At 74.3% G+C, this 15043-nt stretch carries 14 protein-coding genes; 10 read left to right on the forward strand and 4 right to left on the reverse strand.

The window, feature by feature from the left end; genetic code table 11:
• Together V6U79_RS12205 and V6U79_RS12210 are read left to right on the forward strand one after the other, a co-directional pair.
• Positions 1-198 (forward strand): hypothetical protein (locus tag V6U79_RS12205; protein WP_334614724.1); only part of this gene is annotated, 198 nt, incomplete at its 5' end.
• A 317-nt stretch (positions 199-515) separates the two neighbouring features.
• Positions 516-1760 (forward strand): MFS transporter, encoded by a 1245-nt coding sequence (locus tag V6U79_RS12210; protein ID WP_334526358.1) that lies wholly within the window; start codon positions 516-518, stop codon positions 1758-1760.
• Positions 1761-1794: 34 nt separating this feature from the next.
• On the opposite strand, the gene V6U79_RS12215 is transcribed toward V6U79_RS12210, so the two are convergent.
• Positions 1795-2271: a hypothetical protein gene (locus V6U79_RS12215; RefSeq protein ID WP_334614725.1), complete on the reverse strand. Its 477-nt coding sequence runs from the start codon at positions 2269-2271 to the stop codon at positions 1795-1797.
• 105 nt (positions 2272-2376) lie between these two features.
• On the opposite strand from V6U79_RS12215, the gene thrB reads away from it, so the two are divergent.
• Both thrB and rho read left to right on the forward strand, forming a co-directional pair.
• Positions 2377-3321 carry a homoserine kinase gene (thrB, locus tag V6U79_RS12220; RefSeq protein WP_334614726.1) on the forward strand — a complete coding sequence of 315 codons (945 nt, stop codon included), beginning with the start codon at positions 2377-2379 and terminating at the stop codon, positions 3319-3321.
• A gap of 296 nt (positions 3322-3617) precedes the next feature.
• On the forward strand, positions 3618-5651 hold the full coding sequence (rho, locus tag V6U79_RS12225) for a transcription termination factor Rho (RefSeq protein WP_334614727.1): 2034 nt from the start codon (positions 3618-3620) through the stop codon (positions 5649-5651).
• Positions 5652-5766: 115 nt separating this feature from the next.
• Here rho and V6U79_RS12230 read toward each other — a convergent pair whose 3' ends face one another.
• Positions 5767-6264: a GNAT family N-acetyltransferase gene (locus tag V6U79_RS12230; protein ID WP_334526373.1), complete on the reverse strand. Its 498-nt coding sequence runs from the start codon at positions 6262-6264 to the stop codon at positions 5767-5769.
• A gap of 55 nt (positions 6265-6319) precedes the next feature.
• Positions 6320-7270 (reverse strand): phosphatase domain-containing protein, encoded by a 951-nt coding sequence (locus tag V6U79_RS12235; protein ID WP_334614728.1) that lies wholly within the window; start codon positions 7268-7270, stop codon positions 6320-6322.
• Positions 7271-7506: 236 nt separating this feature from the next.
• Between V6U79_RS12235 and rpmE the strand changes: the two genes are divergently transcribed.
• Positions 7507-7731, forward strand: coding sequence for a 50S ribosomal protein L31 (rpmE, locus tag V6U79_RS12240; RefSeq protein WP_334526381.1), 225 nt, complete (start codon positions 7507-7509; stop codon positions 7729-7731).
• Between the two features lie 99 nt (positions 7732-7830).
• Complete coding sequence (gene prfA / locus V6U79_RS12245; protein WP_334526384.1) at positions 7831-8919, forward strand: peptide chain release factor 1; 1089 nt, start codon at positions 7831-7833, stop codon at positions 8917-8919.
• Positions 8920-8936: 17 nt separating this feature from the next.
• Here the strand turns inward: prfA and V6U79_RS12250 are convergent, their stop codons facing one another.
• Complete coding sequence (locus tag V6U79_RS12250) at positions 8937-10484, reverse strand: GGDEF domain-containing protein (protein WP_334526387.1); 1548 nt, start codon at positions 10482-10484, stop codon at positions 8937-8939.
• 75 nt (positions 10485-10559) lie between these two features.
• Between V6U79_RS12250 and prmC the strand changes: the two genes are divergently transcribed.
• The 4 genes from prmC (at position 10560) to V6U79_RS12270 (ending at position 15034) form a co-directional block, all read left to right on the forward strand.
• The gene (gene prmC, locus V6U79_RS12255; protein ID WP_334526390.1) at positions 10560-11507 is read left to right on the forward strand and encodes a peptide chain release factor N(5)-glutamine methyltransferase; all 948 of its coding nucleotides are present in this window, start codon (positions 10560-10562) and stop codon (positions 11505-11507) included.
• Positions 11507-12151, forward strand: a complete 645-nt coding sequence (locus tag V6U79_RS12260) for an L-threonylcarbamoyladenylate synthase (RefSeq protein ID WP_334526588.1) — start codon at positions 11507-11509, stop codon at positions 12149-12151. Before prmC ends, V6U79_RS12260 begins: the two co-directional genes overlap by 1 nt.
• Entirely contained in the window at positions 12152-12763 is a 612-nt protein-coding gene (locus tag V6U79_RS12265) for an arsenate reductase/protein-tyrosine-phosphatase family protein (RefSeq protein ID WP_334614729.1), read from the forward strand.
• A 150-nt stretch (positions 12764-12913) separates the two neighbouring features.
• The gene (locus tag V6U79_RS12270; protein WP_334526396.1) at positions 12914-15034 is read left to right on the forward strand and encodes a transglycosylase domain-containing protein; all 2121 of its coding nucleotides are present in this window, start codon (positions 12914-12916) and stop codon (positions 15032-15034) included.
• Positions 15035-15043 lie beyond the last annotated feature (9 nt).

Below are 15043 nucleotides of genomic sequence, written 5' to 3' on the forward strand. Positions count from 1 at the left end.
CCCGGACTTGCGGACGACGCCCGCCGGCCCGCCGCCGAGCCGGCCCCGGAGGGGGCGCCGGCCGAGGCCGCGCAGGCCGGCCACGCGCCGACCCCGGCCCGGCCGACCCCCTCACCGGCGCTGGTGGACGGTACCGACCAGTTCGAGGTGCTGCGGCTGCCCAAGAGCCGGCAGTCGCCGCTGCCGCCGACGGAGTAACCCCGTCCGGCACGCAGACCCCCGGTCCGGCTCCACCGGCCCGGGGGTCTGTCGTGTCGGCCGGCCGACCGCGGCCGTCCTCCGGTCGGTGGCGCACCTCCCGGTCGGCTGCCGGCCGCCGTCCAGGTTGGAGCGGACGGGAACCGGCTCGCCCGTGACATCGGGGGGCCCACCGACGCCGGGCGCCGCCGCACGGTCGTCCCGCCCGGCCGGGCCGGCCATCCCGGGCCCGCGGGCGCCCGGCTCCGCCTTCGGCACGGCCGCCCACCTGCTCCGACGTGGGGCCGAGCGCCGGTCGGCGGGTAAGGTTCCCGCACGTGTCGCCCACCCTGTCGGTCCTCACCGGCAACCGGAACTTCCGCAATCTCTTCCTCGCCGAGCTGGTGGTCTTCGGCGCCGACTGGTTCGTCATGGTCCCGCTGCTGGTGCTCCTGCCGGAGCTGACCGGCAGCGGCGTGTGGGGCGCCCTGGTGCTCGCCCTGGACACCGGCGTGGTGGCGCTGCTGCTGCCGTACACGGGGACGATCGCCGACCGGTTCGACCGGAAGAAGATCATGATGGTGGCGAACCTCGTCACCCTGCTCGGCGTGCTGCTCCTGCTCGGCGTCCGGGACGCCGGCACCGCCTGGCTGGCCATGGCGGCGATCACCCTCGTGGCGGTGGGCAAGGCCTTCTACTCGCCGGCGGCGCAGGCCGCCCTGCCGAACGTGCTCGACCCCGACGAGCTGGCCGCCGGCAACGCGGTGGCCGGTTCCGCCTGGGGCACGATGACCGTGGTCGGCGCCTCGCTCGGTGGGGTGCTCAGCGCGGCCTTCGGGCCGTACGTCTGCTTCTGGGTGGCCGCGGTCGGCCTGGCGCTCGCCGCGGGCCTGGCCGCGCGGATCCGCCGGCCCCTGCAGGCGCCCCGGGAGCTCGACCGGCCGACGCCACGGACCTGGGCGGCGATCCGCGAGGCGCTGGGCTACATCGGCCACCGGCCGCGGGTGCTCGCCCTGGTGACGGTGAAGTCCGCGGTCGGGTTGGGCAACGGCGTGCTCACCGTCTTTCCGCTGCTCGCAGGGGTGTTCGGCGTCGGCGCGGTCGGCACCGGCCTGCTCTTCGCGTCCCGGGGCGCCGGGGCGCTGGTCGGGCCGATCCTGATGCGCCGGGTGCTGACCAACCGGGCCTGGCTGCTGCCGGGGCTCGCCCTGTCCATGTCGCTGTACGGCCTGGCCTACGTCGGCGTCTCGGTGGCCGGCTGGTTCCCGCTGGTGCTCGTCCTGGTCTTCGTCGCCCACTTCGGCGGTGGCAGCAACTGGGTGCTGTCGAACTTCGCCCTTCAGGGCGAGGTGCCGGACCGGCTGCGCGGCCGGGTCTTCGCCACCGACATGATGCTGGCGACCCTGGCCATCTCGATCAGTCAGCTGGTGGTCGCCGCCATGGTGGACGTGGTGGACGAGCGGGTGGTGCTGGCCGCCTGCGGCCTGGTGACCCTGGTGTACGCGGTGGGGTGGCGGATCGCGACCCGGCGGCTCTCGCTCTCGGACCCGGTCACCGAGGTGGAGATGTCCGCCCCGCGCTGAGTGGGAGCGACCCGCCGCCGGGGACGACCGCAGATCAGTCCTGGGTGGGTGCCGCCGGAGGACGGTCGGTCCCGCCCCACGGGGTGGTGGCCGGGGCCGCTGCCGCGGGGGTCGCGTCGGCGTCGGTGGTCGGTGGCGTCCAGGCCCCCCAGGCGTCGGCGGACGGGTCGACGGGTCGCCGACCGGCGAACACGGCGCCGATCAGCAGGCCGGTGCCGACCGGGTAGCCCACCCAGGCCGCCGCGCTCACCGCCACGCCCAAGAGGCTGAGCCGGCCGAACCCCGCGTTCCGCAGCCAGCCGGAGTCGAGGAGGTGCGGGATGGCGATGTTCCAGGCCAGGGTCACCAGCCCGGCCACCAGCAGCACGGCCGCCCCGGTCGCCGTCAGCAGCCGGGCCCGGCGGGGCAGCCGGTCGGCGCGGGTCGCCACCAGCACCAGGCCGGTGACGAGCACGGCGTGGTAGGGCAGCTCTCCGGCGAGCTGCATGACCGACACACCGTAGAGCTCCATACCGCCTCCCGACCGCCGATGACGGCGTCAGGCTAGCGGAAATGATCAATTCCCACCGTCCGGGCGGAACACCGGGACGTCGGCCCCGGGCCCTAGCATGAGCCCGTGCCGACGACATTCCACTCCGGCCCGGTCCGGGTCCGGGTGCCCGCCACCAGCGCCAACCTGGGGCCGGGCTTCGACGCGCTCGGGCTGGCCCTCGGCCTGCACGACGACGTGGCCGCCGAGGTCACCCCGGGCGGGGTGCGGGTGACGGTGACCGGCGAGGGCGCCGGCGAGCTGCCGGCGGACGACCGGCACCTGGTCGCCGGGTCGATGCGGGCCGCCTTCGACGCCCTCGGCGGGCAGCCGCCCGGGCTGGCGCTGGAGTGCGTCAACCGGATCCCGCAGGCCCGCGGCCTCGGTTCGTCCTCGGCGGCGATCGTGGCCGGCGTGCTCCTGGCCCGGGCGCTCGTCGTCGACGGCGCGGAACGCCTCGACGACGCCGCGGTGCTGCGCCTGGCCGCCGAGATCGAGGGCCACCCGGACAACGTCGCACCCTGCCTGTTCGGCGGCTTCACCCTGGCGTGGACGGAGCCGGCGGGGGCCCGGGCCGTCTCGCTCCCCGTCGACGCCGCCGTCCGGCCGACCGTCTTCGTGCCCACCGGGCGCGGACTGACCGCGGCGGCCCGGGCGGCGCTGCCGCCCACCGTGCCGCACCCCGACGCGGCGCTGAACGCCGGCCGGGCCGCGCTGCTGGTGCACGCGCTGACCGCCGATCCGGCGCTGCTGCTGCCCGCCACCGTGGATCGGCTGCACCAGGACTATCGGGCCGCCGGCATGCCCGCGACCGCCGCCCTGGTCGGTGCGCTGCGTGCGGCGGATGTGGCGGCGGTGGTCAGTGGGGCCGGCCCGACCGTGCTGGCGCTGACCGAGCCGCCGGCCGGCTTCCAGGCGGGAACAGACTGGCAGGTCTGGCGGTTGCCAGTAGAGGCGCGCGGTGCGGCGGTCTTCCGGGGTAGACTTGGACACGCCGAGCGGGACCCTGTTGCCGCAGGTCGGAAGAGTTGATTACGCTCTAGACTTAGCACAGCCGCGAAGCATGCGATCTCCCTGCGGGTCGGCGCACCCCCGAAGCTCTCGGCGGTCAGCCCGTCACCCCTGCCAAGGCCCACGCCGCACCGCAGTTTCCACAGGTCGCCGCAGAGGGCGAGACCTGCTCACCGACGTTGGTGAGTCGGGAAACCGACCGGCTGCTGTGCCACAGACTCCCGCGACGCGTCAGTGCGAGGCGGGTGCACCGAGGCCGCCCGGCCACCTGGCTCTTCGACTCCGGGCAGTCCCGGCCTATCGAGGGAAGGAATCCATTGAGCGACACCACCGACGTGACGTCGGATGTTTCCAACGTCGCTGGCGATGCCACCACCGCCGCCCCCGCCCGCCGTCGGCGTAGCGGTACCGGCCTGTCGGCGATGCTGCTGCCGGAGCTGCAGAGCCTGGCCGCGTCGCTCGGCATCTCCGGCACCGCTCGCATGCGCAAGGGCGAGCTGATCAGCGCGATCTCCGAGCGGCAGGGCGCTGCCGGCACCCCTCGACCTCGGGCCGAGGTCGCGGCCGCCGCTGCCCCCGCCCGTGAAGAGGTCCACGCCGAGGTGCGGGAGGAGCGGCCCGCCGAGCAGGCGCCGGCCGCGCCGGCCGCCACCGGCGAGACCGAGGGCCGGACCAGGACCCGGCGTGGCCGGGTCACGGCCGAGAGCCGCACCACCACCGAGGGCCGGGCTCCGGAGGAGCGCGCCGAGGCGCGTACCGAGGAGGCTCCCGCCGAGACCGGTGACCGGGCCGAGCGCGGCGAGGGCCGCGGCGGTCGTGACCGGGCCGAGCGTGGTGACCGGGCCGAGCGTGGTGACCGGGCCGAGCGTGGCGACCGGGCCGAGCGTGGCGACCGGGCCGAGCGTGGCGACCGGGCCGAGCGTGGTGACCGGGCCGAGCGTGGCGAGCGGGCCGAGCGTGGCGAGCGGGCCGAGCGTGGCGAGCGGGCCGACCGTGGCGACCGTGGCGAGCGGGCCGAGCGTGGCGACCGGGGTGACCGGAACGACCGCGGTGGCGACCGGGCCCAGCGCGACAACGACGGTGACGACGACGGCGAGGGCGGCGGCCGGCGCGGCCGGCGCAGCCGGTTCCGTGACCGTCGTCGTGGCCGGAGCGACCGCCCCGAGGGCGGCGGCGACACCGGCGGTGGCCGCGAGCCGCAGGTCGGCGAGGACGACGTGCTCGTCCCGGTGGCCGGCATCATCGACGTCCTCGACAACTACGCCTTCGTGCGGACCACCGGTTACCTGGCCGGTCCGAACGACGTGTACGTCTCGATGTCGCAGATCAAGAAGTACGGGCTGCGCCGCGGTGACGCGATCACCGGCGCCGTCCGGGCCGCCCGCGACACCGGCGGCGAGCAGCGGCGGGACAAGTACAACCCGCTGGTGCGGCTGGACACCATCAACGGCATGGAGCCGGACGAGGCGAAGCGGCGTCCCGAGTTCTACAAGCTCACCCCGCTGTACCCGCAGGAGCGGTTGCGGCTGGAGACCGAGCCGCACATCCTGACCACACGGGTGATCGACCTGGTCATGCCGATCGGCAAGGGGCAGCGGGCGCTGATCGTGTCGCCGCCGAAGGCCGGTAAGACCATGGTGTTGCAGGCGATCGCGAACGCGATCACGCACAACAACCCGGAGTGCCACCTGATGGTGGTGCTGGTCGACGAGCGGCCCGAAGAGGTCACCGACATGCAGCGGTCGGTCAAGGGCGAGGTCATCGCGGCCACGTTCGACCGTCCGCCGCAGGACCACACCACGGTGGCGGAGCTGGCGATCGAGCGGGCCAAGCGCCTGGTCGAGCTGGGCCACGACGTGGTCGTGCTGCTCGACTCGGTGACCCGGCTCGGTCGGTCGTACAACCTGGCGGCGCCGGCCAGCGGCCGGATCATGTCGGGTGGTATCGACTCCACCGCGCTCTACCCGCCGAAGCGCTTCCTGGGTGCGGCCCGCAACATCGAGAACGGCGGCTCCCTGACCATCCTCGCCACCGCGCTGGTGGAGACCGGGTCCATGGCGGACACGGTCATCTTCGAGGAGTTCAAGGGCACCGGTAACGCGGAGCTGAAGCTGGACCGGAAGATCGCCGACAAGCGGGTCTTCCCCGCCATCGACATCAACCCGTCCGGCACCCGCAAGGAGGAGGTCCTGCTCGCACCCGAGGAGCTGGCCATCATCCACAAGCTCCGCAAGGTGCTGCACTCGCTGGACTCGCAGGCGGCGCTCGACCTGCTGCTGGACCGGCTCAAGCAGTCCCGCACCAACATCGAGTTCCTGATGCAGATCGCGAAGTCGACGCCGGGGGAGTGACCTCACCCGGGTGAGACCCCGAAGGGCACGGCCGCACCGGCCGTGCCCTTCGTCGTTCCTCGACCGGCCGCGGTCACCCGCCGTCGTCCACGTCGGACGCTGTCCGGTCGGCTGCTCAGCGCGTCGGGAGGCGCTTCTCCATGACGTGCTCGCGGCGGACGCCGTCGGCCATGAGGTCGCCGAACCGGCCGGTGTCGGTGAAGCCGCTGCGGCGGTACAGCCCCATCGCCGCGTCGTTCCCCTCCGCCACGGACAGGCGCAGCACCTCGGCGCCGGACCGGCGGGCCCACTCCGCCACGGCGCGCACCAGTTCGTGCCCGACGCCCCGGCCCCGTCCGGCCGGCGCGACGTACATCGAGATCAGCTCCACCACCCGCTCGTCGTCGGTCGGCACGCCGCTGGCCATGCCGACCGGCTCGCCGTCCCGCACCGCCAGGACGTTGTACGAGCGCGGGATGCCCAGCCGGGCGCGCCACCGGTCCTCCCGGTCGCCGTCGCCCTGCCAGTCCGCCAGCCGGGCGCCGAAGGCGTGGGGCGCCTCGGTCAGCGCGTACAGCCGCAGTTCGCGCCAGCTCTTCCAGTCGTCAGGGGTGAGGGTCCGCAGCTCCAGCATGCCGGTCAGCCTCCCCGACCGGCCGGCACCGGGCCAGCCGATAAACCCGGCCGCCTCAGAAGTCGCCGTCGGCGACCTGGAAGACGGTCAGGCCGAGGGAGCGCCACATGCGGACCACCTGCTGCCGGTCGTCGAAGACCCCGACCACCCGGTAGCGGTCGCGAACCTCGCGTTCGTAGATCTCCCGCTTGACCACGGCGTCCTTGCGGGAGTCACCCACCGCCCGCAGGTGCAGCCCCAGGTAGGGCACCCGCACGTGCCGGTCCAACCAGGCCACCGTGGCGGGCCGGGCGGAGGCGTCCCGGCCGGAGCAGAAGACCACCCCGTACCCGGCGGCGTGCATCGCCCGCACCGCAGTGATCACCGCCTCGTTGGGCTGGTCCTCGCCGACCCGGGTCATGTCGTACGGGCTGCGGGAGACGTTCAGCGCGACCGTGCCGTCGATGTCGACCAGCACGATCTCGGTGGGCGTCGGCCGGGCCGGGTCGACGGCGCCGGCCCGGCCGACGCGGGCGGTCGGCACCGGCAGCGGCAGCGGACGGTCGGCGAGGTACCGCTCGTGCAGGCGGCGGATGTACACCTCGCCGACCCGGTCCTCCTCCGCCCGCGCGGCGTCGCGCCGCAGGCACTCCTCGAGCGGTACGTCGGTGAAGTCGTGCACCACGAAGTCCGCGTCGTGACGCGCGGCGAGGTCGGCCCAGTCCCGCAGGGTGCGGGAGCGCAGGTTGGTGTCGTCCAGGCAGACGCTCACCCGGGCGCCGAGCAGCGCCTCCACCTGTGCCCGCTGGGCCAGCGTCACCTGATACTCGGCCCGCTGGGTGAAGAGCCGCTCGCCGTGCAGCATCCGGCGCAGGTCGTCCCGGTTGACCCGGACCACGGCCGGTTGGAGGGTACGGGCGAAGGTGGTCTTGCCGGAGGCGGGCAGCCCCCGGGTGGCGATCAGGCGGAGCGTGCGGCCCGTGCGGAGCGAGTCGGGCACGGCCCCCTCCGGGGACGAATCGGGCACCGTCCCACCGTAGCCGGTCAGCGTGAATGCTGGTCGAGGGCTGCGGGAATGCGGGTGGGGACGGGGGCGTTACTCCTGCCGGACCAGCCGTGCGGCCCGCCTGCCGGGTCGGCGAAGGCCCATGGCACACTGGTCAATCGGCCACCGGTTCCGGTTCACGCCCGAGTCCGTCGCGCACGAGGCGACGGGGAGATCAGCGGCGACCCGGCGACCACCGACGAAAGGACCGAGGCGACATGAAGCCCAACATCCACCCGGAGTACACGACCACCGAGGTCCGGTGCTCCTGCGGTAACTCCTTCACGACCCGCAGCACCGCCAAGGGCGGCTCGATCACCGTCGAGACCTGCAGCGCCTGCCACCCGTTCTACACCGGTAAGCAGCGCGTTCTCGACACCGCCGGCCGGGTCGCGAAGTTCCAGCAGAAGTACGCCAAGGTTCAGGCGAAGAAGGCCAAGTAGCTCCACCGACGACGCCCGTGCCCGGCTCCGTGCCGGGCGCGGGCGTTCGTCCGTTCCGCCCGCTTTCGCCCCGGTCGTCGTCGAAGGAGCATCCCCCGCATGAGCAGCGAGCGCCTGGCCGCCCTTCTCGATGAGTACGCCGAGCTGGAGAAGCGGCTGGCCGACCCGGCCATCCACGCCGACCAGGCCACCGCCCGGCGGGTCGGCCGCCGGTACGCCGAGCTGGTCCCGCTGCACAAGGCCGCCGACGAGCTGGAGCAGGCCCGGGCGGACCTGACCGCGGCCCGGGAGCTGGCCGCGGAGGACCCGTCCTTCGCCGGGGAGGCCGAGTCGATCGCGGCCGGCCTGCCGGCGCTGGAGGAGCGCCTGGCCGAGCTGCTGATCCCGCGTGACCCGCACGACGCCAAGGACGTGATCATCGAGATCAAGGCCGGCGAGGGCGGGGAGGAGTCGGCGCTCTTCGCCGGCGACCTGCTGCGGATGTACACCCGGTACGCCGAGCGGCACGGCTGGCTCACCGAGGTGATCGACGCGCAGGACTCGGACCTCGGCGGGGTGAAGGACGTCTCGCTGGCGATCAAGACCAAGGGCGTCCCCGAGGGCGGCAACGGCGTCTGGTCCCGGCTGAAGTGGGAGGGCGGCGTGCACCGGGTGCAGCGCGTCCCGGTGACCGAGTCGCAGGGGCGCATCCACACCAGCGCCGCCGGCGTCCTGGTGCTGCCCGAGGCGGAGGACGTCGACGTCACCATCGACCCGAACGAGCTGCGGATCGACGTGTTCCGCTCGTCCGGGCCGGGCGGCCAGTCGGTGAACACCACCGACTCGGCGGTGCGGATCACCCACCTGCCCACCGGCGTGGTGGTCTCCTGCCAGAACGAGAAGTCCCAGCTCCAGAACCGGGAGCAGGCCATGCGGATCCTGCGGGCCCGGCTGCTCGCGGTCGCCCAGGAGCAGGCCGACGCGGCCGCCTCGGACGCCCGTAAGGCGCAGGTCCGCACGGTGGACCGGTCGGAGCGGATCCGCACGTACAACTTCCCGCAGAACCGGATCACCGACCACCGGATCGGCTACACGGCGTACAACCTCGACCTGGCGCTCGGCGGTGAGCTGGACGGCGTCCTCGACGCCCTCGCCGAGGCGGACCGGGCCGCGCGACTGGCCGGCGAGACCGACCTGAGCCGCCGCTGACGCCCCCGCCGGGGGCGTCAGGAGGCGCGCGGCTTGGCGCGGAGCATCTCGCGGTCGGCGATCTCGAACGCCGCGCCGAGGGCGTCCCGCAGGGACGTCCCGCCGGCGCCGTCGACCTCGGCGAAGCCGATGCTCACCCCGACCGGGGTGCCGGGCACCAGGGACTCCCAGTCCTCGCTGCGCACCGCCGCCTCGATCCGCCGGGCCACCTCGGCCGCCTCGGTCATGCCGGCGCCGGAGAGCACCACCACGAACTCGTCCCCGCCGTAGCGGGCGACGAAGTCGCCCCGGCGCATCACCCGGTTGATCACCCCGGCGATCCGTTGCAGCACCAGATCCCCGGAGTGGTGGCCGTGCCGGGTGTTGACCGCCTTGAAGCCGTCCAGGTCGCAGACGCCGATCACCACCCGCTCGCCCCGGGACACCACCGAGCCGATGTAGCGCTCCAGCCGGCGCCGGTTGGGCAGGCCGGTCAGCGGGTCGGTCAACGCCTCGCCCTCGTAGCGGGCCGCCTCGCGGCGCATCTCCTCGTGGTCGATCCGGGCGGCGATGCCGTCGATGTAGACGTCCCGCAGCCGGTCGTTGCGCTGCGCGGCGAGCCGGAACGCCACCCGGTCGGCGCGGTGCGCCGCCGCGTGGTCGCCGCCCCGGGCGAAGGCGATGCTGCGCAGCCGGGACGGCTCGGCCGCGCCCAGCGTCTCGGTGGAGACCCGGGCGGTGTCCAGCCGGGCGATCGCCTCGATCGGCCGCCCGTCGGCGATGGCCAGGCAGGCCTGCCCGAGCTGGCGCATGTCCCGCGCCCGGGCGCTGTCCCCGCCGTGACCGAGCAGCTTGACCGGGTCGGCCTCGTTGTCGCCGTCCAACCGGTCACCCAGCGCGGCCCGGCGGGCCGCCGCGTAGCCGTAGGCGGCGAGGCTGCTGGGGCGGATGTTGCCCGCCCGCCCGTCCCGCAGGAAGCGGCCCAGGTCGGCGGCGACGTCACGGAGCACCCGCAGGCAGCCGTCGCTGTCGCCGTTGTGGTCGAGGGCGACGGCGTTGCGCAGCCGGATCCCCGGCGCGGCGAAGGCCTCCTCCTGGATGCCCGCCGCCAGGCCGAGCTGCCGGGCCCGCTCGATCGCGCCGAGCGCGTAGCCGTGGAAGCTGAGGTAGGAGTACGCCATCGCCAGGTCGTGCCAGCCCCAGGCGGTGTCCCGGTCCGGGTCGTCCACCGCGCCCAGCCAGCGGGACGCCTTGACCAGGTGGGTGACGCAGCGGTCCAGCGCCCCCTGGTGGTGCGCGGCGAGCGCCGCCAGCGCGTTGAGGTGCCCGTGCAGGTAGGGCTCGGACAGGTCGCGGACGGCGGTGGAGGCCTCTTCGATGGCCCGGGTGAACTCCGCCGTCCGACCGAGATTGATCAGTGCGCAGAGCCGCTGGACGAGCGCGTCGGCCCGGGCGTGCGGGTCGGTGGTGGTGCGCAGCACCCGGTCGAGCAGGGCGCAGGCCTCGGCCGACCGGCTGAACTCCTGCAGATGGCGGGCATGCGTCAGGGCGTCAACCTGGTCATCGACCCGGTCGAGCCACCCCACCTGCCGAACCTCCCGTCGGTGTGCGTCCGGGCGCACCCGCTCGTGTCGAAACCTGCGACGCTTCATGATTATGTCGTGACCTCTCTCCCGCGCCACCCCTCCGAAGAGCCAGAACGCGAACGGGTTTCGCCGGTGCTGGCGCGGGCCGCCCGGGCGCTCGCCGCGGCCGGGGTGCCCTCGGCCCGGGCCGAGGCCGAGCTGCTCGCCGCGTACGTGCTGGACGTGCCCCGGGGACGGCTGGCGCTCGCCGACGGCTTCACCGCCGAACAGCGCGACCGGTTCGACGCGCTGGTGGCCCGGCGGACCGCCCGGGAGCCGTTGCAGCACCTCACCGGCAGCGCCGCCTTCCGGCACCTGGAGCTGGCGGTCGGGCCCGGGGTGTTCGTGCCCCGCCCCGAGACCGAGCTGCTCGCCGGGTGGGGGATCGAGGTGGCCCGGGCCCGGCCGGCGCCGGTGGTGGTCGACCTGTGCAGCGGCTCGGGGGCGATCGCGCTCTCCGTCGCCCAGGAGGTGCCGGGCGCGCGGGTGGTGGCGGTGGAACGGTCACCGGCCGCGCTGGAGTGGCTGCGCCGCAACGCCGCCGGCCGCGCCGCCGCCGGTGACCGGCCGATCGAGGTGGTCGCCGCCGACGTCACCGACCCGGAGCTGCTGGCGGAGCTGGTCGGCCGGGTCGACGTGCTGCTCTGCAACCCCCCGTACGTGCCGCGCGCGGTGGCCGTACCGCCGGAGGTGGCCGGGCACGACCCGGACGAGGCGGTCTTCGGCGGGACGGACGGGCTGGACGTGATCCGGCCGGTGGTCGACCGGGCCGCCACGCTGCTCGGACCCTCGGGTGCGCTGGGCGTCGAGCACGACGACACGCACGGCGCGGCGGTGCCGGGGCTGCTCGCCGCCGACGGCCGGTACACCGCCGTCACGGAGCACCGCGACCTGGCCGGGCGTCCCCGGTTCGCCACCGCGTCCCGCCGGGCGGACGGCCCGCACGCCGTCCGCGTCGCGGCGTGGCAGACTGGCTCACCGTGATGCTCTACGACTGTCGGTCGCCCGCCGACCGGGACCGCGGCATCGCCGCCGCGATCGAGGCGGTCAAGAACGGCGAGCTGGTGGTCCTGCCGACGGACACGGTCTACGGAGTCGGCGCCGACGCCTTCACCCCGTACGCGGTGAAGGCCCTCGGCGACGCCAAGGGCGGCAGCCGGACGGCGCCCCCGGTGCTGATCGGTTCCCGGCACACCCTCGACGGCCTGGTCTTCTCGCTGCCCCGATCGGCCCGCGACCTGGTGGAGGCGTTCTGGCCGGGTGCGCTCACCATCGTGGTGGAGCACTCGCCGAGCCTGGCCTGGGATCTCGGCGACGCCAGCGGCACGGTGGCGGTCCGCATGCCGCTGCACCCGGTGGCGCTGGAGGTGCTCCGGGAGACCGGCCCGATGGCGGTCGCCTCGGCCAACAAGGTCGGCCAGCCGGCCGCGCTGACCGCCGAGGAGGCCCGGGACCAGCTGGCCTACTCGGTTCGGGCGTACCTGGAGGCCGGGCCCTGCCCGGACCCGGTGCCGAGCACCATCGTCGACCTGACCGGGGAGGCGCCCCGGCTGCTCCGGCTCGGCGCGATCAGCCTGGAGAAGCTCCGCGACGTGGCCCCGGACATCCTCGACGGTCGGGGGGCCTGAGTGCCACCGTTCACCGTCCTGCACGTCTGCATGGGCAACATCTGCCGTTCCCCGATGGCCGAGCGGCTGCTGACGCTGGCGGTCCGGGAGCGGCTGGGCCGGCTCGGCGCCGACCCGACCCGCTCCGAGGAGCTGCTGCACAGCCACAGCGCCGGCACCGGCGGCTGGCACGCCGGCGAGGAGATGAACCCGCCGGCGGCCCGCCAGGTGCTCGGCCGCGGCGGTGACGTCGAGGGCTTCGCCGCGCGCAAGCTCCGTTCGGATCTCATCGACGCCGCCGACCTGGTCCTCACCGCCACCACCGACCAGCAGGAGTACGTGGTGGCGCTGCGCCCGGACGCGGCGGCGCGCACCTTCGTGCTCGGCGAGTTCGGCCGGCTGCTGGCCGGGGTGGACGCCGGCGGGTTGCCGCCGGCGCAGCCCACCCCGGACGCCGTGTACGCCCGCGGGGTGGCCCTGGTGGCGGCCGCCGACGCCGCCCGGCAGGGCGCGTCCGCGCTGCACTCGGACGACCTGGACGACCCGTGGGGTCGCGGCGACCAGTGCTTCAGCCGGGTCGCCGACGAGATCGAGGAGACGGTGCAGCCGCTCGCCGTGGCGCTGCTGCCCTGAACCACCCGCCCGGGTGACCTCTGCGGCGTGTCCCGCGTCGCGCGCCTTGTCCCACTCGCGAATTTCCTCCGTATTTGGGGAAAAGTGAGGGGATGCCAAGGTTTGCGGGTCATTCTGAACAGGTCCTGCCGGCTCCTGCGGGGAGAGCTGATGATCCGGGCCCATCTCGACAAACTGCTGACCGTGTTGATCGCCGGCGTGCTCGCCGGACTGGTGCTGGCGGCGGCGGCCCTACCGGCCGCGCTGGTGTTCGGGATCGGTTTCGGCGCGCTCGCCGCGCCCTACGCGGAGCTGCCCAACAACCTGCGCACCACGCCGGTCGCCCAGCGCTCCAACCTGTACGCCAACGACGGCGTCACCCTGATCACCTCCTTCTACACCGAGGACCGGGTGGAGGTGCCGCTGGCGAAGGTCGCGCCGGTGATGCGGCAGGCGATCGTGGCCGCCGAGGACGCCCGGTTCTACGAGCACAGCGGAGTCGACATCCGCGGCGCGTTCCGCGCGTTCACGGTCAACCGGCGCGACGGGCGGACCCGGCAGGGCGCCTCCACGCTGACCATGCAGTACGTCCGCAACGTGCTCCGCAACGATCCCCGGCTCACCCAGGAGCAGCGGCGGAAGGCCACCGAGATCACCACCACCCGCAAGCTCAAGGAGATCCGGTACGCCCTGGCGCTGGAGCGGGAGCTGAGCAAGGACGAGATCCTCACCCGCTACCTCAACATCGCGTACTTCGGTGCCGGGGCGTACGGCATCGCCGCGGCGAGCAAGCGCTACTTCTCCACCTCGCCGGCCAGATTGACGCTGGACCAGGCCGCGCTGCTGGCCGGGCTGGTCCGCTCACCGGACACCGACGACCCGATCAACGGTGACGTCCATGCGGCGCTGACCCGCCGCGCGTACGTGCTGGAGCGGCTGGTCGAACTCCGGCAGCTCCCGCCCGCCGAGGCGGCCCGGGCCAGGAACGCCCCGCTGGAGCTGCGGCCCAGCCGGACCCCGAACGACTGCATGGCGGTGCCCGAGGCGCACAACGACTGGGGCTTCTTCTGCGACTGGTTCACCCAGTGGTGGAGCGCCCAGCCGGCGTTCGGCGCCACGATGGCGGAGCGGCAGGACACCCTGCGCCGGGGCGGCTTCCGGATCGTCTCCTCGCTGGACCCGGCGGTGCAGCGGAGCACCGTACAGCAGGTGCTCGGCATCTACGACGTCAACAACCCCCGGGCCGTGCCCACGGCGGTGGTCCAGCCGGGCACCGGGCGGGTGCTGGCCATGGCGGTGAACCGCAACTACAGCGTGGCCGACAACCCGCGCGGCCAGCGGAACCAGCCCAACACCGTCAACCAGCTCGTCGCCGGCGGCAACGGCATCGAGGGCTACCAGGCCGGCTCGACGTTCAAGCTCTTCGCCATGCTGGCCGCGCTGGAGTCCGGGCTGCCGCTGGACACCGGCTTCGTCGCGCCCAGCCAGATCCTCACCCGGTTCCCGGCCGCCAGCGGGGGAGCCAGCTGTAACGGGCGCTGGTGCCCGGCCAACGCCACCCCGGCGTGGATGAACGGCCAGCGCACGATGTGGAACGCCTTCGGCCGCTCGGTGAACACCTACTTCGCCTGGCTCACCGAGCGGGTCGGCGCGGAGCAGGTGGTGGAGATGGCCGAGCGACTCGGCATCGTGTTCCGCGCCGAGGACGACGCCCGGCTGGCGAGGTACGGGGCGCGCAACTGGGGCGCGTTCACCCTGGGGGTCTCGTCGACCACGCCGCTGGACCTGGCCAACGCGTACGCGACGGTGGCGGCCGAGGGGACGTGGTGCGCGCCGGTCCCGGTCCTGTCGATCACCGACAGCGCGGGGCAGCGGGTGGCGGCCGGCCAGCCGGACTGCCGGCAGGTGGTCGACACCGACGTGGCCCGGGCCGCGGCGGACGCGGCCCGCTGCCCGGTTGGCGACCGCTCCATGTACGGCCGCTGCGACGGTGGCACGGCGCAGCGCCTGCGGCCGATGCTGGGCCGTCCGGTGGCCGGCAAGACCGGCACTTCGGAGCGGAACGAGACCGCGACGGTGGTGGCGTTCACCCCGCAGCTCGCGATCGCCTCGATCGCGGCGAACCCGGACGCCCCCCGGGATCCGGTCGGCCCCACCGTGCAACCCCGGATGGTCGACGCGATCGGCCGGGTCCTCGCCACCGCCCTGCGCGACCAACCGGTCCGCGACTTCGTCCCACCCAGCGAAGCCGTCGCCTGGAACCCCACCACCACCCCCCGCAACGGCAACTGACCCACCCGC

The sequence above is a fragment of the Micromonospora psammae genome (genome assembly GCF_036902725.1).
GTDB lineage: Bacteria > Actinomycetota > Actinomycetes > Mycobacteriales > Micromonosporaceae > Micromonospora.